Origin of the sequence: Pseudomonas sp. FDAARGOS_761, assembly GCF_013343155.1 — a bacterium.
GTDB lineage: Bacteria > Pseudomonadota > Gammaproteobacteria > Pseudomonadales > Pseudomonadaceae > Pseudomonas > Pseudomonas aeruginosa.
The window spans coordinates 5,594,575-5,614,473 of the sequence record NZ_CP054572.1; the positions used below are offsets into that span (position 1 = coordinate 5,594,575).

Here is a 19,899-nt window from a genome sequence, read left to right on the forward strand (position 1 = left end):
CTTAGTAGAGTCCGTTTTCCGAGCAGGAGACGGCAGTGAAAAAGCGTTTTACCGAAGAGCAGACTCTCGACTTCCTCAAGCAGGCGGAGGCCGGTGTGCCGGTGAAGAAACTGTGTCGCCGACACGGCTTCAGTGATGCCTCGTTCTACACCTGGCGGGCCAAGTTTGGCGGTATGACCGTGGCGGACGCCAAACGGTTGAAGGATATTGAACTGGAAAACAGCCGATTGAAGAAGTGGCTCGCCGAGGCCCACCTCGACATCGAGTCGCTGAAAGTGGTCGCCCGGGGAAAAGGGTAAGCCCGACAGCACGGCGGGAGGCGGTGCAGGAGATGCAGGCGCGAACCGGCATCTCCGAGCGTCGTGCCTGTCAGTTGATCGGGCTGTCCCGCTCGGTGTTGCGCTACCAGCCGCGAGCCAGTGTGCAAAACACCGAGCTGCAAGCACAACTGGTGGAACTGGCCCAAGAGCGCCGGCGCTTTGGCTATCGCCGCCTGCACATCCTGCTGCGGCGTGCTGGCGTGCAGGTCAACCACAAGCGGATCTATCGCCTGTACCGCGCTGCCGGCTTGATGGTGAAACGGCGGCGCCGCCGCCATGGCGTCGCGGTGGAGCGCGAACGTCTGAGTTTGCCGAGCGCACCAAACCAGGTCTGGTCGATGGACTTCGTCTTCGATGCACTGAGCACCGGGCGGCGGATCAAATGCCTGACGGTGGTCGATGACTTCACCAAGGAGTCGGTCGGCATCCTGGTGGAGCACGGTATCAGCGGCTTTCGTGTCACACGGGCGCTGGACGAGATGGCGCGGTTTCGCGGCTACCCGAAAGCGATCCGCACCGACCAGGGGCCCGAGTTCACCGGCAAGGCACTCGATCAATGGGCCTATCAGCGCGACATCAAGCTGAAGCTGATTCAGCCTGGTAAGCCCACGCAGAATGCCTTCATCGAGTCGTTCAACGGTAAGTTCCGGGACGAATGCCTCAATGAGCACTGGTTCTGTTCGCTGGCCGAAGCGAGAATCCGCATCGCGGCCTGGCGGCGGGATTACAACGAACACCGACCGCACAGCGCGATTGGCAATCTCACCCCGGCAGAATTTGCTGCAAGTTGGCGAACTCGCCAGCAGCAGCTGAAGCAGGAAAAATTAATATCAACCCCAGGGCCTACTAACTAGGCAGCGGTACTAAAACTGGGGGCAGGTCACTGGATCTGCATACCCGGCGGGTGATCGGTTGGGCGTTCTCGGCCAAGCCGGATGCCGAGCTGGTGATCAAGGCCCTGGACATGGCCTACGAACAGCGCGGCAGGCCACAGCAGGTTCTGTTCCATAACTGGATCAGGCCGCATCAATTCAACGACGGGCTACCGCCTGCGGTGGCCGAAGAAAAACTCAACCCACTGTCCGGGATGGGTTGACCACTACACTGGCACTTCAGCAGCGCGATTGGGCAAGGTTGTTCCAGACGTAGTGCCTACCGCGGTTTTGCTCCTATGTGCCTAATCTGGAGGGTTCCCCGAATAATTGCCAACCTCTTCAAGGCCGATAGCCGATGCGCCGAAAGCTCGAGATGCGGTAGGCATGTCTCTCCGGTTTTTAGCCTGTTCAGATGAAAGCCTTGGAAAGCAAAAAATAACTACCGAATGGAGAGAATTCCCTGCAGAGTGAGCTAACGTAGGGACGAAGGGTCGGTGTAGAACCCCTGCAAAGCGGGTAAAATCGCCCGCTGGTTGCTGCTAAATAGCGCATTTACTACTAGAAAGGGCTTTCACTGGGGGCGTACTCGAATTCCTCGAAGGGATTCGAACGGGAAGAGCTATGGCACGTGGCGAACTGATGAAAAAGCTGCTGGCTAGCTATGGCCGGGACGAGGAGTTCCGTGCTGTTGCCGAGCAGATCATTCTCGAAGAAGAGCAGAAGAACAATCGCGTTCTCGCTAGATCTCTTCGTCACACGCTCGACAACGCCACCTCAGCGAACGTTCGCTCAAGCAAACAGCCCCCCTCTCAAAAGCTGGCTTCGCTGATCCCGTTTCCCGACGCTGCCAACGACTTCGTTGAGAGAGTCGAACCGGTTCATTCGCATAAAGACATCACCCTTTCGCACGCCAATACGCGCGTTTTTGATGGGCTTCTCCAGGAGTACAGGCGCTCCGAAGAAATCCGGCGTCATGGTTTGGCTGTGAGGGCCAAGCTTCTGTTCTGCGGCCCGCCTGGGTGTGGCAAAACCCTCTGTGCTGAGGTATTTGCCGCTGAGCTCGGGTTGCCGCTCTTCGTGGTTAAGCTTGATCGCCTGATATCGTCTTACCTAGGCGAAACGGCTGGAAATGTCCGGAAGATCTTTGAGTTTGCTAAGCGGCAACCGTGTGTCTTATTCCTCGATGAGTTCGATGCATTGGCTCGCTCGCGCGACGACTCAGCAGAGCACAATGAGTTACGTCGGGTCGTGAATAGCCTTCTGCTGTTCATTGATCGCATGCAGCCGCGCGGCTTCATGATCGCTGCGACCAATTTGGATAGTTCACTGGATCCGGCGATTTGGAGACGGTTCGATGAGGTCATCTGGTTCGACAAGCCAGATCAGGCACTCATCAAACGCTTCCTGAATACCAAGTTCAAAAATGTCGTGATCAACTTTGATCTAGATAAGTATGTTGATCGTCTGGAAGGCTATTCTTTCGCGGAAATCGAGCGAGTCTGCATTCAAACGATCAAGGCGCCTCTCATTGCCCGTCGTAAGGGAATCGCCGAGTCCGACTTTACAGCTGCGATTGCAGATGAGAGTCGTAGAAGGGCAGGACGCGCAAGGCTCTGAACTAGCCAGTAACACGTGAGGTCAGGATGGCCCGCTATGATCACCTCCGCTTAATTCGGCTCCCCACGGAGCTTCCCCGCAGGAAAAGGCCAGGCTTCGGAGCGCCGGTCCCCCGGGCCCCCGGAGAGCACAGTGCCCGGCTTACAGCTGAGCTGACGCAGGCTGTTGATCAACAAGTTGCTCGTAAACGGCCAGGCATTGTCGACCCGTCGCTCATCCTGCGGGTGAGGATGACAGAGGGCCTACTGGAGCAGGACTGGCATAATGCGGGGTTGGAGCTCTTATCCAGTGATCCAGACAAGACGCTAATTCTCTTCTCCTCCAGCGGTGACCTCGCTCATTTTCGTAGACAGCTCGATGCGTTCGGTGGGGATATCCCCGTTGGGCAGAGAAATCCTCCGTATGCCGGTTTTGTCTCCGGAATTGAGTCAATCGGAGCTGTCGAGCCGCGCGATCGCCTCGGTATGCGTCTCAGAGAAGAAGGATTTGGGGATCTGGACGACATTGATCCAGATGCTCTAATGCTGCTCGATCTTGAAATATGGAACATCGGCTCTGCCCAAATACGGGGCGCAAAGCTTGATGAGCTGACCGACCTTATTGAGCAGCAGGGCGGAAATGTCTATGACAGGTACAACGGACCCGCGATCTCACTACTGCGCATTGAAGTGCTTGGTCGCCTGCTGATCGATCTTCTTTCCGTAGAGGTCATCGCGGTCATCGACGCCCCCCCCCAACCCGACACGTTCACTCGTGAGGCTCTCGAACTCAATTTGGCGGACTTCCCGCCAGTCGAAGTTCTTGAGAACGCTCCGGTCATTGGGATTCTCGACAGCGGAATCAACGCGCATCCCCTGCTGGAAGGCGTCGTAGTTGGGGCCATCGGTGTACCGGAAGGACTTGGCACTGCCGATGAGTTTGGGCATGGAACTCGGGTGGCAGGGGTTGCTGCTTTTGGTGATCTGCGAGCTCAACTAGCCGAAGGTGGCGATCTGGTGTGCGCGGCGCGGATATGTTCGGCACGCGTCGTCAATCATCGAGGAGGATTTGACGACCATAGCCTGATCACCAACCAGATGCGCGATGCCCTGACTACCTTGAATCGTGAGTTTGGCTGCAGGATTTTCAGCATCTCTCTGGCTGACATTAAGAGCGCTCCATATGCCGGTGGCAAAGTAGGTCCCTGGACAGCCACCTTGGATGAGCTTGCTCGCGAGCTGGATGTTCTGATCCTTGTCTCAGCAGGTAATCGTATGCCGCGGCAAGGGGAGCGGCAGGAGGAAAGTGTAACTGGATACCCTGACTATCTTTTAGAGGCCTCTAACCGCTTTCTGGAGCCATCGGCAGCTCTAAACGTCCTGACCGTTGGCTCCATCGCTCATGGAAATGGGATTGACCAAGCACTTCAAGATGCTGGGGTTGGCATTCGACCAATTACTGGTCCGTATGAGCCGTCGCCTTTCACTCGCGTCGGCCCAGGCATTGGGGGGGCAATAAAGCCAGATCTGGTGGATCTGGGGGGAACACTTGTTTACGACCCGCTTGCCGGCCCGCGTACCGGATACGACCAGCCAAGCGCGGGGATTCTTACATTGAATCATCGCTATTTGGAGCAGATGCTGAGGACGGCTTCAGGCACGTCATATTCCACACCCATGGCTGCTCATAAGGCGGCCCAGTTACTGGGTCGTTTTCCCGAGGCTTCGGCAAACCTGCTGAGGGCACTTCTGGTTGGCGCGGCAACTGTGCCGGACCAGGCCAAGCAGCGTCTTATCCATTTGGACCCTGAGGCTACTCGCCATATCTGCGGCAACGGATTTATTGGTGTTGAAAGGGCCGTGTACTCCGATGACGCGCGTGTCGTCCTGTATGCAGAAGATGCTCTTCCCCTTGATAGCTTTGCTGTCTTCGAAATCCCGATTCCTGAGCCGTACCTCAATCAACCGGGCGATAGGACGATAACGATCACCCTGGCATACGACCCACCGGTTCGACACACAAGAGTCGACTATGCCGGCGTTCACATGAACTATCGCATGCTTCGTGGCGTGACCTTGGATGAGGTGGTGGAGCATTTCCGCTGGAGGTCCAGGGATGAAGGTGCCGCCCCCCCGATCGCCCCTGCCAAGGTTTGCGACATGGTCCCGAGGCCTACCTTGCGGGAGAAAGGTTCAGTGCAAACCAGCTGCGTGACCTTTAGGCGTGGTGAGCTGACGCACTATGGGGACACGTACTACCTGGTTGTCCGCTGCGAGTCTGGTTGGGCTGATTTCCTCAATGAGCAGCGATACGCAGTCGTTGTTGAAATTGCCCATAACGCGGGTGTGCAGATCTACCAGCACGTTGAGCAACGTGTACGTGTCCGCCCACGGATTTTGGCCTGAAGTTATTAATCTATCTGCGTGGTGTAGCTCTACCCTGCGCACATTTCTGCAGCTACTCGGTGAGGCATTAATCGGTAGTCGCGGGTCGTTGAATTGACCGGTCTGAGAAGTCGGCGAAAGTGCCCGCATACTGTCACGGGCACTTTCGCAGGTTCCACCCTTAGCCGTTGTAGCCAGCCCTCGAGAGGCTTTCTTCCACGGCAATCTGCAGCCGTACCCTCACTTCCTCCAGAGGGGTTGGATTCTCAGCTTCGGCGATGCCGTTGGAGTTGACCGCAGAGCCCCAGAAACCGTCGACGATCACACCCTCTGCCACGGTATGGCTGCGTCCATCGTCCATGACAAAGAACCGCTTTTCCATCGCCGGAATTTCGAAGTGGAGGGGCGTGGAGTCGAGGAATTCCAGCACTTGGGGGGCAAGTCTGATCTCGATCCGGCGAGCATTGGGATCATACTTATCCGGGTGATAGAGATCGCAGACCACCCGATTTGAGGTCGTGGGGAGCACAGCTTTTGCCATTGAGGATTTGATCCATTGCAGGGTGCGCGAATCATCCAACTGCTCCTCAGTACCGTAAATGAATGCTTCGCCTCCCCAACGCCCCTCCGTGACAAGTGCCCGAAGTGTGTCCCTCCCATTGCGGAAGCGACTGACATACAGGCCCTCTGTTACTCGGTATGTGTGTCCCGAGTCGACTCGGAATTTTTCGTCCATCACAGATTTCGCGAACTCCGGCAGTGTGAATGGCTGCCGGCCTTGGGCTTTACTGCCATCTGCCTCCGAGATGTTTAGAGAGATGTGATAGGACGTTTCCAGATCGCCAGGTTCGTTACGCCGGGGGGTGCCAGCAGGCCATTTGGTGATTTCGATGTCGAAGGTGTGCCCTTCAACAAGGACGGCCACCATCGAGGCCTTTGACCAGTCTTCGAGACGGGCCAAGCTGCTCAGAAAAGCAGCGTGGTCGAATATCCGAGTACTCTCCAGAGGACCATTTTTCAGGTGTGCGCAAAGGGCCGCATAGGTGCGGAATCCGTACCCGCGAGCGAGTGCCTCGTTGAGCTTCGAGCGGCTGAGAGAAAAGACTTCGGATGCAGCGTTGTAGAGGTTGCGTGCGTAGGTATCAAACGCAGATTGAGTGCCGAATGGCATGATGATGTCTCCATCAGTTGACCGGTCAGGCTACGAATTACACTGCCGGAAACTAATGGAGTTTCAGGCGCAAAACGGCATTGCAACACTGTCTAGCTCGCAGCTGCTAAGGGAGTGACCCTGGCCTAAAACCGTATCCCGACTGTACTCGAATCGTCGCTGAGGAAACAAGCTGCATAGGTTGTATCAATGGAAAGTACGATTAGCGGTACGTGGGTGCTATTGAGAAGGGGTAGTGGCGTGCAGCTTCCGTAGATCCTCCTCAGGACGAGCCGCTAAGTACTGCTGCCTGCCCGAAAGGAAGCCGAAAAATAATCAGCCCTGCACCAACTGGTACCAGGGATCCTTCTATCGCCCAAGAAACCGTCGCAGACATCTACGGCCGCAGATCGACGCTTCGTTACGAAGATCCTTCGAGTGCTCCATCCGTCGTTTCTTGCGATGGGGAGTTGGCGTCTCCCGTAGTGGCAATCCGCCAGTCCACATGCAGTAGTTCAGGCAGTGCACGACGCGATCTCCAGGACGTGGACCAGCGGCAGAGAATGCACGGCGTGTGGTGGTCAACCCATCCCGGACAGTGGGTTGAGTTTTTCTTCGGCCACCGCAGGCGGTAGCCCGTCGTTGAATTGATGCGGCCTGATCCAGTTATGGAACAGCACCTGCTGTGGCCTGCCGCGCTGTTCGTAGACCATGTCCAGGGCCTTGATCACCAGCTCGGCATCCGGCTTGGCCGAGAACGCCCAACCGATCACCCGCCGGGTATGCAGATCCAGCACCGCGGCCAGGTAGTGCCAACGGCCTTGCGCCCAGACGTAGGTGATGTCGCCACACCACACCTGATTGGGATGCTCGGTCGCGAATTCGCGGTTCAGCCGATTCGGGATATCCGGCCGCTCAACCGTGGCCTGTTTGTAGGCGTGCGAGCCCGGTTGCTTGCTGACCAGGCCCAGCTCACGCATCAACCGACGCACTCGGAAACGGCCGATGGTCACGCCCTCTTCGCGCAGCATGCCCAGAATGCTGCGGCTGCCGGCCGAGCCCCGACTCTGGTTGAACAACTGGTTGACCTGGCTGCGTAGAGCCACGCGGCGAGCATCGACACGCCGCCGTCGAAGACGGTGGACGTAGTAGCAAGACCGCGCCACATCGAAAGCTGAACAGACCACTTCCACCGACTCCTGCTCACTCAACTGGTCTATCAGCGCGTACGATCGAGTTCGTCCGACATCAAGAGAGCGGTAGCCTTTTTTAATATCGCTTTCTCCCGCTCCAGCCGGTTGATCCGGGCTTCCAGCTCCTGGATCTTTTGCTGCTCAGGCGTCAACGCCTTGCTCTTCGGGGTCACACCCTGGCGCTCCGCCTCGAGCTGCTTCACCCAACGGCGCAAGGCCGAGTCCACCACCCCCAGCGAACGGCAGGCGTCGATATGGCTGTAGCCTTGGTCCAGCACCAAGGCGGCAGCCTCTCGTTTGAACTCGGCGGAAAACGTACGTCGTTGCTTGCTCATCAGACACCTCTCTCACGGCGAGGATTCTCGCCTAAATCGGTGTCCGGGATCAGTAGACCACTACATATGGTGTTCTATCTGATAGAAGGAAGCCAACCCGTGAGGAGGTCGCTAATGCCGTCTGTCCTCAAGGGAACTCTGCTGATTAGCCTGCTGGGCTCCTGCGACGTCAGCTCCGGGAGGCGGCCACTGGTTCGTTGTGGTCGCAACTGAAGCCAAATTTATTGAGCTCAGCTGCGGACTGGGTTGGACGAGGAGCGACAACCTGATAGACCGTTTATGCTTATGCCGTCGGATGCGCCAGGCGCAGGGCTTTGTCGACTTGTCGCTCGGCGTGTTGGCGGAGTCTACTATGGACCAGCGCCCATTCAGGCTTCGTTGTGACAATCTTTATTTATTGCAGTGCGCCCTTTTTTGGTGTAGCAGTGAGATTTGTGACAATCTCTATTTTTTAACGACTGTCTCGATAGGGCTCTAGAGCCCACGGAAGTCGCACATGGCTGTGACAATCTTTATTTGGCGTACACACCGGGGCAGGCATGCGGCCCCGGCGATCGCGACGCCCGCCGTCAATCGCGCAACGGCAGCGCCTCGTCGCTCCTGCGGCTGGCGAACCAGTCCAGCACGGTGAACCAGGCGCCGATCCCCAGGCCGATGCCCAATACCCACAGGGTGGCGGGCGGCCCCTTCAGCTCCAGCAGTCGCACAGCCAGGGGCACGCTGGCGAGAATGGCGATGTTGTTGAACGTCTCGGCGAACGACAGCACCATGCCCTTGTCCGGCCCGGAGCGCGAGGCGAGTACCACCGTGCCCGCCGGCGCGCCCAGGCCCAGCGCGGTGCCCCAGGCGCCCAGGCAGAAGAGCGCCACGGGCAACGGTAGCGGCAGGAGCATGAAGGTCGACATCGATAGCACCAGGAGCGCCAGCACCAGCAGGAGCATGTCTTCGTCGCGCTTCAGGTAGCGCCGCAGGTAACCCGCGGCGAGGTTGCCCACGGCCAGGCCCACGCCGAAGGCGGCGATGCTGACGCCTATCTGCGCGGTGCTGAAGCCGTAGCGCTGGCGCAGCACCTCTCCCGAGAGAAGCAGGCCGGCGACCCCGGTGCCGTTCCAGGCCCCCTTGGCGATCAGTGGCCTGAGGATGCTCCATTGCCTGCACCAGCCCAGCGCGTGGCCCTCGGCGCGCGGTGCCACGGCTTGCACGGGAAGGCGCTGGCGCGCCATCAGGAAGACCAGCACGCAACCGCACGAGACCATCAGGAAGGGCGTCGCCCAGCCGAAGAAGTCCGAGAGGAGGCCGGCCAGTGCCGGGCCGGCGGCAATGCCGAGGGTCATGCCGAGCATCACCTGGCCCATGGCACCGGCCTGTCTTTGCGGGGCGACCACCTCCGCGACCAGGGCGAAGGTGGTCGGAATGATGATTGCCGAGGCGATGCCCCCGATTACCCGCAGGACAACGGCAATTTCCAGGGTCGGGGCGATGACGATGGCCAGGGTATCGACGGCGAAGAGGATCAGGGCGAGCAGCAGCAGCTTCCTGCGTTGCATGCGGTCGGAGAAGTAGCCCAGCAACGGCGCGGCGATCGCATAGGAGAACGCGTAGCTGGAGATCAGCCAGGCGGCGCCGCTGGTAGTGGTGTGGAACGCCTGCGCCAGCGGCCCGAGCATGGAGGACAGCATGAACTCGGTCACGCCGACGAAGAACACGGCCATCGACAGGGCCAGCAGGAACAGGCCGTCGAGCTTCTGTGAAGGCGGGGGAATTTTCTGGTTCATGATGTTCTCTTTGGCTGAATGAGCGGACGAACGCCAAGGGGGCGCCGGCTCGCGGAGCCGGCGCCAGGGCTGAACCGCTCGGGCTATGGAGGGGATGGTTGTGTGGCTGGTGCGGGAACGGCGGGGAGAAAAGAAGGGAACGAAGCGAGATTCCGGGCGCCAGTGCACGATTTCATCGAAGAAGGCTTCGGAGTATCGCCGCAAGCGGAACCGCCCGGGCTTGGGAGCGCAGGAGAAACTACCCTATCGGAACGTTAGCCGAATTTTGCTCTCCTGCCGGATATCGCGACATTCGCCCCGGTTTGGTTCCCACTTTGGATTGATACTCGGACCAGACCATACCCGGCAACAGGTCAGCGGAACGGTTTCCAGAAGCGCTCCAGCGCCGCCGCCAGCAGTTCCGTATCGCCGCGCGAGTCGCCCCAGGCGCGTAGGGAGTATTGGGTCAGCGGACCGTAGTGCCGCTCCAGGCGGCAGACTTTCTCGTCGCGCCGGCAGTTGCGGCCGACGATCCTGCCGGTCAGTACGCCGTCTACCACTTCCAGCTCGGTGGCGATCAGGTGCACCCCGAGCTTCTCGGCGAACGGCCTGAGTAGCAGCGAAGGGGAGGCGGAACAGATGGTCACGGTGCTGCCGCTGCTGACCTGGTCGGCCACCGCGGTCAATGCGTGGGGACGCATCAGTGTTTCCCAGAAGCGGTTCTGGTAGGCCAGCGCCCGTTCTTCCAGCACATGTACGGGCACATCGGTGAGGAAGGTGGCGATCAGGCGCGCCTTCAGGTCGTCGCGGCCGATACGCCGGCAGAGATAGGCCAGGCTGGGTCCTGCCATGCGCAGCATGCGGCGGACGAACACTCGGTTGCCGAAGGCGAAGCGCAGGAAGGGCACGAAGCTGTCTCGGTATGTCAGCGTACCGTCGAAGTCGAACACGGAGAGAAAGCGTACTTCGCGTGTTTCGAGGGACACGGTCTCGTTCATCGGCGTTCCTTATATCGCTTCCTTTCCTTTGACACGGACTATGCGTCGTTCCGTTATTGCAGCAAGGGAAAGTTTGTATATCAAAACTGTCAATTATTCATAGGCAGACTGGCTGCTAACCTGAATCCGAGTGTTCAGGGGTTTTGCATCGATAGATAGGAGGCTAAGTAGCCGATAGCAAAACTCTATCAAGGTACTGGACTATAGTGATTCCGTCTTGTGACCAGGAGGTTTGGCATGATTGCACAGCTCCCCTCTGAGTTGCTGTCCCTGCAACTGCCGTTGCGGATCCGCATCGGCGATGCTCAGGCGTTCGATCTGGGGCCGGATCCACAGGTAACCATGGTCATTCGCGATCCCTCGCTGCTAACCGAGATCACCCATCCCAGCCTCGATGCGCTGGGCAAGGCCTACGTCGAGAAGCGTCTCGACATCGAAGGACCGATCAGCCAGGTCATCGGTATCGGCGATGCCCTCAGCGAAGCGCTCGGCGAACCCGATGGCGGCGCGCCGCCGGTTCGCGAAAGCCACGACAAGGACACCGACGCCGAAGCCATCCATTACCACTACGACCTGTCCAACGATTTCTACCAGCTCTGGCTGGATCCGGAAATGGTCTATTCCTGCGCTTATTTCGAGACCGGCAAGGAAGACCTCGCCACCGCGCAACTGGCCAAGCTCCGTCACCTGTGCCGCAAGCTGCGTTTGCAGCCGGGCGAGAAGCTGCTCGATGTCGGTTGCGGCTGGGGGGGCCTGGCGCGCCTGGCCGCTCGCGAGTTCGGCGTCGAGGTCACTGGCATCACATTGAGCAAGGAGCAGCTGGCGCTCGGGCGGAAGCGGGTCAAGGCCGAAGGCCTGGAGGACCGGGTCACCCTCAAGCTGCTGGACTACCGCGACCTGCCGCGCGATGGTCGCTTCGACAAGGTGGTCAGCGTCGGCATGTTCGAGCACGTCGGGCACGCCAACCTGGGGCTGTACTTCCAGCAACTCTACGATGCGGTGCGTCCCGGCGGCCTGGTGATGAACCACGGCATCACCTCGCGCTACACCGACGGCCGCCCGGTGGGCAAGGGGGCCGGCGACTTCATCGATCGCTACGTGTTTCCCCACGGCGAGCTGCCGCACCTGTCGCTGGCGGTGGCGCGGATGAGCGAAGCCGGGCTGGAAGTAGTCGACGTGGAAAGCCTGCGTCTGCACTACGCCCGGACCCTGGACTTCTGGAGCGCCAACCTGGAAGCCAGGCTGAAGGAGGCGGCTCGCCTGGTGCCCGAGGAAACCCTGCGGATCTGGCGGCTGTACCTGGCCGGATGCGCCTACGGCTTCAAGCGCGGCTGGATCAACCTGCACCAGATCCTCGCCATTCGCCCCCACGAGGATGGCTCCCACGAGCTGCCCTGGTCGCGGCGCGACCTGTACGCCTGAACGCCGGCGACCGGCTCCCTTGCGGAGCCGGTCGCGCAATCGGTCCTTGCGGATTGTCCTGCGTGGCGGGGCGGTCTAGTCTGCACGAAGTCCTGCGCGGTCGAGGGAAGCCGGGACGCTTCCGCGACAGCGCGACAACAACGATAAGAACAGGAGACTTCCCATGTCGCTGAGCAGACGCTTCGGTCTTTTCACGCTTGCCGCAACGGTGACCTTCAGTACCGCGGTCTTCGCCGCGCCGACCTTCATCAATATCCTCACCGGCGGCACCAGCGGGGTCTATTACCCCATAGGGGTCGGCCTCTCGCAGATCTACGGGCACGATATCCAGGGCGCGAAAACCTCGGTGCAGGCCACCAAGGCCTCGGTCGAGAACCTCAACCTGCTGCAGGCCGGGCGTGGAGAACTGGCGCTGGCGCTGGGCGACTCGGTCGCCGACGCCTGGAACGGGGTCGCCGACGCCGGCTTCAAGGCGCCGTTGAAAAAGCTGCGGGCTATCGGCAATACCTATCCGAACTATATCCAGGTAGTGGCCAGCCAAGCCTCGGGCATCAAGACCCTGGCCGACCTGAAAGGCAAACGCATTTCGGTGGGCGCGCCCAAGAGCGGTACCGAGCTGAACGCCCGGGCGATCTTCAAGGCCGCCGGCCTGAGCTACGAGGACATGGGCAAGGTGGAGTACCTGCCCTACGCCGAGTCGGTGGAGCTGATCAAGAACCGCCAGCTCGACGCTACGCTGCAATCCTCCGGCTTGGGCATGGCGGCCATCCGCGACCTGGCCTCGACCATGCCGATCACCTTCGTCGCGATCCCGGCGGACGTGGTGGCGAAGATCGACAGCCCGGCCTACCACGCCGCGAGCATTCCCGCCGGCACCTACGACGGCCAGGAGCAGGACGTGCCGACGGTGGCGATCGACAATATCCTGGTCAGCCACTCCGGGGTCAGCGACGAGCTGGCCTACCAGATGACCAAGCTGATGTTCGACAACCTGCCGCGCCTGGTCACCGCCCATGCTGCCGCCAAGGACATCGCCCTGGACAAGGCGGCGAAGAACCTGCCGATTCCGCTGCATCCCGGCGCCGAGCGCTTCTACAAGGAGAAGGGCGTACTGCCCGAGTGAGGCCCGTTTCTCCGTAGCCCCGGTCCGTGCGGCGGACCGGGTTCCCCGCGTTTCCGGCTGTAGGGAGTCGATGCATGAGCGATCATCAGAACGGGCTGCACCTCGAGGCGGAAAACTGGCCGCGCGCGCTGTTCGCCGTGGCCCTGGCCTTTTCCGTGTTCCAGGTCGTCACCGCGGCCTTTCCCCTGATTTCCACCCAGGTCCTGCGGGCAATGCACGTCGGACTGCTGTTGCTGGTGGTGTACATCAGCTATCCCGCCTTCGGCATACGTCGCCCCTGGCAGCCGTTGGCCTGGTTGCTGGGCATGGCCGGCCTGGGCACGGCGGTCTACCAGTGGGTTTTCGAGGCCGACCTGATCCAGCGCTCCGGAGAGCTGACCCAGGCCGACATGGTCGTCGGCGTGGTACTGATCGTCCTGGTCTTCGAGGCGGCGCGACGGGTGATGGGCATCGCCTTGCCGATCATCTGCGCGCTGTTTCTTGCCTATGGCCTGTTCGGCGAACACCTGCCGGGCGACCTGGCCCACCGCGGCTACGGCTTCGACCAGATCGTCAACCAGCTGTCGTTCGGTACCGAAGGTCTCTACGGCACGCCGACCTACGTGTCGGCAACCTACATCTATCTGTTCATCCTGTTCGGCGCCTTCCTCGAGCAGGCCGGCATGATCCGCCTGTTCACCGATTTCGCCATGGGCCTGTTCGGCCACCGGGTCGGCGGGCCGGCCAAGGTCTCGGTATTCTCCTCGGCGCTGATGGGCACCATCACCGGCTCCGGCGTGGCCAACGTGGTCACCACCGGACAGTTCACCATCCCGCTGATGAAGCGTTTCGGCTACAAGCCGGCGTTCGCCGGCGGCGTCGAGGCGACCGCGAGCATGGGCAGCCAACTGATGCCGCCGGTGATGGGGGCGGTGGCGTTCATCATGGCCGAGACCATCAACGTCCCCTACGTGGAGATCGCCAAGGCGGCGCTGATCCCGGCCTTGCTGTATTTCGGCTCGGTGTACTGGATGGTCCATCTCGAGGCCCGCCGGGCCGACCTCAAGGGCCTGCCGCGCGAGCAGTGTCCGAGCGCCTGGGGTGCCGTCCGCGAGCGCTGGTTCCTGCTGATTCCGTTGCTGGTGCTGATCGCGCTGCTGTTCTCCGGGCGCACGCCGCTGTTCTCCGGAACCATTGGTCTGGCGCTGACCGCCATCGTCATCCTTGGTTCGGCGATCATCCTGCGGGTGTCCTCGCTCGGCCTGCGCATCGCCTTCTGGGTGGCGCTGGGGCTGCTCTGCGCGGGGTTCTTCCGCCTCGGCATCGGAGTGATCTTCGTTGTGATCGCGGCCCTGGCCCTGGCCTGCTGGTTCGTCCGTGGCGGCCGGGAAACCCTGCGCATCTGCGTCCGCGCCCTCGCAGAAGGTGCGCGACATGCGATTCCGGTGGGCATCGCCTGCACCCTGGTGGGAGTCATCATCGGGGTGATTTCGCTGACCGGCATCGCCACCACCTTCGCCAGCTACGTGCTCGACCTGGGACGGGAGAACCTGCTGCTGTCGCTGGTCCTGACCATGGTCACCTGCCTGGTCCTGGGAATGGGCATCCCGACCATCCCCAACTACATCATCACCAGCTCCATCGCCGCGCCGGCGCTGCTGGAACTGGGGGTGCCGCTGATCGTCTCGCACATGTTCGTCTTCTACTTCGGCATCCTCGCCGACCTCACCCCTCCGGTGGCGCTGGCCTGCTTCGCGGCGGCGCCGATCGCCAAGGAAAGGGGATTGAAGATCAGCTTCTGGGCGGTGCGCATCGCCCTGGCGGGTTTCGTGGTGCCGTTCATGGCGGTGTATTCCCCGGCGCTGATGCTGCAGGAAGGCGGTTGGGGGGCGACGCTCTATGTCACCTGCAAGGCGGTGCTGGCCATCGGCCTGTGGGGCATGGCTTCCATCGGCTACCTGCAGGGGCCGCTGGCCTGGTGGGAGCGCCTGGTGGCGTTCGCCGCGGGAGCCAGCCTGGTCCTGGCCTTGCCGATCAGCGACGAGCTGGGCTTCGTCCTCGGCGCGCTGGTGATCGGCTGGCACCTCTGGCGCCAGCGTGCGCGCGAGGCGGTGGCGTGATCGCGCTGTGCCTGGGCATGGCCGGCAGCGTCTGGGCGACGCTGCCGCTGCAGTCGTTCACCCTGGCCTGGCAACATACGGTCGAGAAGGTGCTCTGGGAAGAAGACTATCGCCTGAGCGAGCGCGGCCTGCTGCTGGAAGAGGCCCGGGTGCGGGGCAGCGGGGCGGGGATGGAGATTCCCGAGGGCGCCGTGCTGCGTGACGGCGCCTGGCATTACCGCCGTGTGTTGCCGCCGCTGCAACCTTTGCGACTGGGGCGCACGCCGGAGGCCGGCGACTACCGGATCTGCCGTCAGGGGCGCTGCGATGCGCTGGCGCGCTGGATCGGTCCGCCGGACCCTGAGCGCCCGGCGGTCGAACTCTGGGCGTGTCCGATACGGGACCCGAGCGACTGAACGTCCTGTGGATAACCCTGCGACGCCAGTCCACATCCATAAAAACGACGAAGCCGGAGCTGCTTCCGGTCATAAGGAAAACGTCCATGCGTAGCTGTATATCCGTCTTCCGGCCGGCCCTGCTGGCGCTGTTCGTCTCGGCAAGCGGCTCGGCCGGCGCCGACGCGGCTGTGGAAAACCCGCGGATCGGCCGTGCCGCCGATCTCTATGAACTGATCCCGGAATACCAGCCGGACACCTATCGGAACATGGACAAGGTCTATCCGACCCGGGTTATCCACAAGGGGACCAAGGTCCGTCCGCTGCCGGCGGGTGCGGCCATCGCGCCGCGCTACCGGATCGGCGGCGAGGAATACGGCGTCGACGATTTCATGCGGCGCAACCGCGTTGGCGGCGTGCTGGTCCTCAAGGATGGCAAGGTCGCCCTGGAGCGCTACGGCCTGGGCAACGACGAACGCACGCGCTGGACCTCGTTCTCGGTGGTCAAGTCGATCTCCTCGACCCTGGTGGGCGCCGCCGTGCAGCAGGGCCTGCTGGCTCTCGACCAGCCTGTGGACAAGTACCTGCCGAGCCTGGCCGGCTCCGCCTACCAGGGGGTGACTGTGGAGCAGGTCCTGCAGATGAGTTCCGGGGTCCGCTGGAACGAGACCTATCGCGATCCGAAGTCCGACCGCCGGCAGATGTTCGACGCCCAGCTCGCCGAACGTCCCGGTGGCATCCTGCGGCTGCTGGCGAGCCTGACGCGGCAGTACCCGGCCGGTACCCACTTCACCTACAGCACCGGAGAGTCGCACCTGCAGAGCGAGCTGCTGCACGCGGCGACCCGCATTCCGGTGAGCGACTACCTGTCCGAGCGGATCTGGGCGCGGATGGGCATGGAGAGCGACGGCTTCTGGCAACTTGAATCGCCGGCCGGGCAAGAGATCGGCAGCAGCGGCTTGAGCGCGACCCTGCGCGACTATGGCCGCTTCGGCCAGTTCGTCCTCGAGGATGGGGTGATCGATGGCGAACGTATCCTTCCCGAGGGTTGGGTCGATCGTGCCAGTCGCGTCGAGGCTTCTTCCCACCTGGCCCCGGGCAAGCTCTACGATGGCGAATACGCGCTCGGCTACGGCTACCAGTGGTGGACCTTCCCGGTGGGCGCCAAGGCCCTGCCCGAGCATGACGGCGGCGCCTTCGAAGCCCAGGGCATCTTCGGCCAGTACCTCTACATCAACCGCAAGGAGAAGATCGTGGCGGTGGTCTGGAGCGCCTGGCCGAAGCCGGAGATGGACGATCGCGAGGAGGAGACCTATGCCTTCCTTGGCGCGGCGGTGAAAGCCCTGCGCTAGGGCCGTGGGCGAACGGATATCCACAGCAGGCTGTGGACAAGACTTCAGCGGGAAAACCGCAGGGGCAGTCCCTGGCAATCGTCGGACAGGCGTCCCGCGTGCCAGGCGAGTTGCCCGGAGACGATGGTGGTATCGATCCGATGGTGGAATGCCCGGTGGCGGAACGGCGTCCAGTTGCAGCGCGACAGCAGCGGCATGGCGCTGGCCAGCGCCGGGTGCTCCAGTTCGCTGACCAGCACCAGGTCGGCCCAGTAGCCTTCGCGGAGGAAACCGCGATCGGCGATGGCGAACAGTTCGGCGACCCGGTGGCTGGTCTTCGCCACCAGGGTGGCCAGCGACAGCCAGCCTTCGCGGACCAGCTCCAGGAGTGCCGGCAACGCATGCTGGACCAGTGGCAGGCCGGCCGGCGCCTGTGGATAAGCCTGCTGCTTCTCGGCCCAGGCGTGCGGCGCGTGGTCGGTGCCGATCACGTCCAGGCGGTTGCCGGCCAGCGCCCTGCGCAGGGCGTCGCGGTCCTCGCGGCTCTTGATCGCCGGGTTGCACTTGAGCAGATGGCCGAGGCGGGCGTAGTCGCTGTCGTCGAACAGCAGGTGGTGGACGCAGACTTCCGCGGTGATGCGTTTCTGGCACAGCGGCTTGTCCTCGAACAGGGCCAATTCGCGCGCTGTGGATAAGTGCAGGACATGCAGCAGCGTGCCATGTCGTTGCGCCAGTTCCACCGCCAGGGCGGTGGAACGGTAGCAAGCCTCGGCGTCGCGAATGCGCGGGTGGGCGGCTGCCGGAATACGTTCGCCGAAGCGTTGTCGCCAGCGCGCCAGGTTGGCTTCGATCCGCGGCGTGTCTTCGCAATGGCTCAGCAGCAGGGTCGGAACGCTGGCGAACAGGCGCTCCAGGGTCGGCAGGTCGTCCACCAGCATGTCGCCGGTGGAGGCGCCCATGAACACCTTCACCGCGGCGACCTCGCGTGGATCGAGGGCGGCCACGGTGTCGAGGTTGTCGCGGCTGACGCCGAAGTGGAAACCGTAGTTGGCCACGCTATGGGCGGCGGCGAGGCGCTTCTTTTCCGCCAGCGCTTCGAGGCTCAGCGTCGCCGGGCGGGTATTGGGCATGTCCATGAAACTGGTGATGCCGCCCGCCACGGCGGCGCGGGATTCGCTGGCGATCGAGCCCTTCTGTGGATAACCCGGCTCGCGGAAGTGCACCTGGTCGTCGATCATTCCCGGCAGCAGGTAGCGTCCGGCGGCATCGATCTCCCGGCTGGCGCCGCAGTTTTCCAGGCAGCCGGCGATGCGTTCGATGCGACCGTGGCGGACCAGCAGATCGCCTTCGCGTACCTGTCCCTCGTTGACCATCCGGGCATTGCGGATCAGCAGGCTTTGCATGTTCAGAACTCGTTCTGCAGCGACTTGTAGCCGCGTACCAGGTCGACGTTGGTGCGCGCCACGTCTTCCGAGAACTCGCTGGCGGAAACGCTGACCCGCGGCATGCTCGCCAGGTCGGTGCGCGGACCGATGCGCTCGGTGGACGGGACGTAGAAACCCGCTGGCAGGTCGCAGCCGTCGACCACCGCGTTGTGGCGGACCACGCAGCCATCGCCGACCCGGCAGTTGAACAGCACGCTGTTGAAGCCGATGAAGACCCGGTCGCCGACTTCGCAAGGACCGTGGACGATGGAGCGGTGGGCGATGGAGCTGTGCTCGCCGATGGTCACCGCGGCACCCGACTTGGAATGGATCACCACGCCGTCCTGGATGTTCGAGTTGGCGCCGATCACGATCGGTTGCATGCCGCCGTCGGCGTCGACTTCGTCGGCACGGATCACCGCGTAGGGACCGACGAAGACGTTGGCCTGGATGATCACCTTGCCGCAGATGATCGCGGTCTTGTCCACATAGGCCGATTCGTCGATCACCGGCAGGTCGCCGGAGGGATTCTTGCGGATCATGCGGCACCTCGCTGCCAGTGGCTTTCGGCGACGGCGTCGTGGGCATGCAGGCTTTCCGCATGGACGACCCGTACGGAGAACCGGCTCGCCTGTGGATAACCCTGCAGGGCGCGGTGCAGCCGACGCACCGCGTCTTCGCAGAACATCAGGTTCTGTCCGTTGGCGAGGGCGAAGGCCTGCTCGTCGGCGCGTTTCACCGCAGTCTGCACCGCGGTGCCGAGGGCGCTTTCGCCGAGATCCGCCAGCTCTTCCAGGGGCAGTCCGATGCAGTCTTCCGCCAGGCCGATGCGCAGGTGTGCGCTGCTGCGCTGGCTGTGCGGGGTGGCGACGATGCCGGCGCTGCTGCCGAGCCAGGCGAGCACGCTGGCATGATCGAGCGGCTGTCCGGCGAAGTCCTGGTCGAAGCGCTCCTGGATCAATTGCCGGGCCAGTGCCGCCGAACAGGGGCAGGTCGAGGAGTAGGTCAGCTCGAGATGGACTTCGGCCTGGAAGTCATCGCCTTCCAGGCGCGTGTCCAGCACCAGTGGATAACGTTTCCAGCCGCTCAGCGGGCTGACCAGCGCCGGACGCCGCAGCAGCGGCGCGAGGCGCAGGCGCAGGTAGGCGCGACGCGACAGGCCGGCGTGGCTGTCGAGGAAGCGTTGCAGGACGGCGCGCAGGCAGGAAAGGTCCAGCTCGCCCTGTTCCAGTTCGGCCAGCGCCAGGTAGAGGCGCGACATATGGATGCCGCGGGCCTGCGGGTCGTCCAGGCTGACACCGGCATCGGCTTCGGCGGCGACCCTCTGCCCGCCGATCTGCACGGGGAGGGCGATGCCCTGCATGCCGACCCAGTCCAGGGGAAGATCGGCGGTGGTGGTCTGGCGGGCAATATCGGGAAGCGTCAAGGCATTCATGGAGAACTCGAAGAAGGGCAGGCAAGGCCTGGAAATGGCTTAAATGTTATAATATAACGTATTAGCTAATGCCGACCCTTGCAATC

At 62.2% G+C, this 19,899-nt stretch carries 14 protein-coding genes and 2 pseudogenes; 9 read left to right on the top strand and 7 right to left on the bottom strand.

Annotated features, from left to right (window positions below):
* Window positions 1-35 precede the first annotated feature (35 nt).
* From FOC67_RS26085 to FOC67_RS26100, 4 genes and pseudogenes are all read left to right on the top strand, one after another.
* A protein-coding gene (locus FOC67_RS26085) for an IS3 family transposase (protein ID WP_126433622.1) occupies window positions 36-1,174 on the top strand; the annotation gives its coding sequence in 2 pieces (ribosomal slippage) (window positions 36-285 and window positions 285-1,174; 1,140 coding nt in all).
* 29 nt (window positions 1,175-1,203) lie between these two features.
* A pseudogene (locus FOC67_RS26090) lies at window positions 1,204-1,416 on the top strand (IS3 family transposase); the annotation flags it as partial.
* A 418-nt stretch (window positions 1,417-1,834) separates the two neighbouring features.
* A complete protein-coding gene (locus FOC67_RS26095; RefSeq protein ID WP_199806075.1) occupies window positions 1,835-2,812 on the top strand; it encodes an AAA family ATPase in 978 nt (325 codons plus the stop codon).
* Window positions 2,813-3,276: 464 nt separating this feature from the next.
* Entirely contained in the window at window positions 3,277-5,196 is a 1,920-nt protein-coding gene (locus FOC67_RS26100) for a S8 family peptidase (RefSeq protein ID WP_218581110.1), read from the top strand.
* Window positions 5,197-5,356: 160 nt separating this feature from the next.
* Here FOC67_RS26100 and FOC67_RS26105 read toward each other — a convergent pair whose 3' ends face one another.
* From FOC67_RS26105 to FOC67_RS26120, 4 genes and pseudogenes are all read right to left on the bottom strand, one after another.
* Window positions 5,357-6,346: a hypothetical protein gene (locus tag FOC67_RS26105; protein ID WP_009316050.1), complete on the bottom strand. Its 990-nt coding sequence runs from the start codon at window positions 6,344-6,346 to the stop codon at window positions 5,357-5,359.
* Window positions 6,347-6,906: 560 nt separating this feature from the next.
* Window positions 6,907-7,853 (bottom strand): annotated as a pseudogene (locus FOC67_RS26110) (IS3 family transposase).
* 569 nt (window positions 7,854-8,422) lie between these two features.
* The gene (locus FOC67_RS26115; RefSeq protein WP_009316048.1) at window positions 8,423-9,628 is read right to left on the bottom strand and encodes an MFS transporter; all 1,206 of its coding nucleotides are present in this window, start codon (window positions 9,626-9,628) and stop codon (window positions 8,423-8,425) included.
* Between the two features lie 353 nt (window positions 9,629-9,981).
* Window positions 9,982-10,605: an HAD-IB family phosphatase gene (locus tag FOC67_RS26120; protein WP_003097106.1), complete on the bottom strand. Its 624-nt coding sequence runs from the start codon at window positions 10,603-10,605 to the stop codon at window positions 9,982-9,984.
* Window positions 10,606-10,842: 237 nt separating this feature from the next.
* On the opposite strand from FOC67_RS26120, the gene cfaB reads away from it, so the two are divergent.
* The 5 genes from cfaB to FOC67_RS26145 all read left to right on the top strand — a co-directional run bounded on the left by cfaB (window position 10,843) and on the right by FOC67_RS26145 (window position 16,975).
* Entirely contained in the window at window positions 10,843-12,027 is a 1,185-nt protein-coding gene (cfaB, locus tag FOC67_RS26125; protein ID WP_003109143.1) for a C17 cyclopropane fatty acid synthase CfaB, read from the top strand.
* A 163-nt stretch (window positions 12,028-12,190) separates the two neighbouring features.
* A complete protein-coding gene (locus FOC67_RS26130; protein WP_003097103.1) occupies window positions 12,191-13,150 on the top strand; it encodes a TAXI family TRAP transporter solute-binding subunit in 960 nt (319 codons plus the stop codon).
* 74 nt (window positions 13,151-13,224) lie between these two features.
* Window positions 13,225-15,249, top strand: coding sequence for a TRAP transporter permease (locus FOC67_RS26135; RefSeq protein WP_003097101.1), 2,025 nt, complete (start codon window positions 13,225-13,227; stop codon window positions 15,247-15,249).
* The gene (locus tag FOC67_RS26140) at window positions 15,246-15,644 is read left to right on the top strand and encodes a DUF1850 domain-containing protein (protein WP_009316047.1); all 399 of its coding nucleotides are present in this window, start codon (window positions 15,246-15,248) and stop codon (window positions 15,642-15,644) included. Before FOC67_RS26135 ends, FOC67_RS26140 begins: the two co-directional genes overlap by 4 nt.
* 86 nt (window positions 15,645-15,730) lie before the next feature.
* Window positions 15,731-16,975 carry a serine hydrolase gene (locus FOC67_RS26145; RefSeq protein ID WP_009316046.1) on the top strand — a complete coding sequence of 415 codons (1,245 nt, stop codon included), beginning with the start codon at window positions 15,731-15,733 and terminating at the stop codon, window positions 16,973-16,975.
* Between the two features lie 44 nt (window positions 16,976-17,019).
* Here FOC67_RS26145 and FOC67_RS26150 read toward each other — a convergent pair whose 3' ends face one another.
* Genes FOC67_RS26150 through folE2 form a run of 3 tightly spaced genes read right to left on the bottom strand, consistent with a single transcriptional unit; the run spans window position 17,020 to window position 19,813 of the window.
* A complete protein-coding gene (locus FOC67_RS26150; protein WP_003097095.1) occupies window positions 17,020-18,357 on the bottom strand; it encodes a dihydroorotase in 1,338 nt (445 codons plus the stop codon).
* Window positions 18,358-18,359: 2 nt separating this feature from the next.
* Window positions 18,360-18,920, bottom strand: coding sequence for a hypothetical protein (locus tag FOC67_RS26155; RefSeq protein WP_003099663.1), 561 nt, complete (start codon window positions 18,918-18,920; stop codon window positions 18,360-18,362).
* A complete protein-coding gene (folE2, locus tag FOC67_RS26160; protein ID WP_009316045.1) occupies window positions 18,917-19,813 on the bottom strand; it encodes a GTP cyclohydrolase FolE2 in 897 nt (298 codons plus the stop codon). The genes FOC67_RS26155 and folE2 overlap by 4 nt, the downstream gene beginning before the upstream one ends.
* Window positions 19,814-19,899 lie beyond the last annotated feature (86 nt).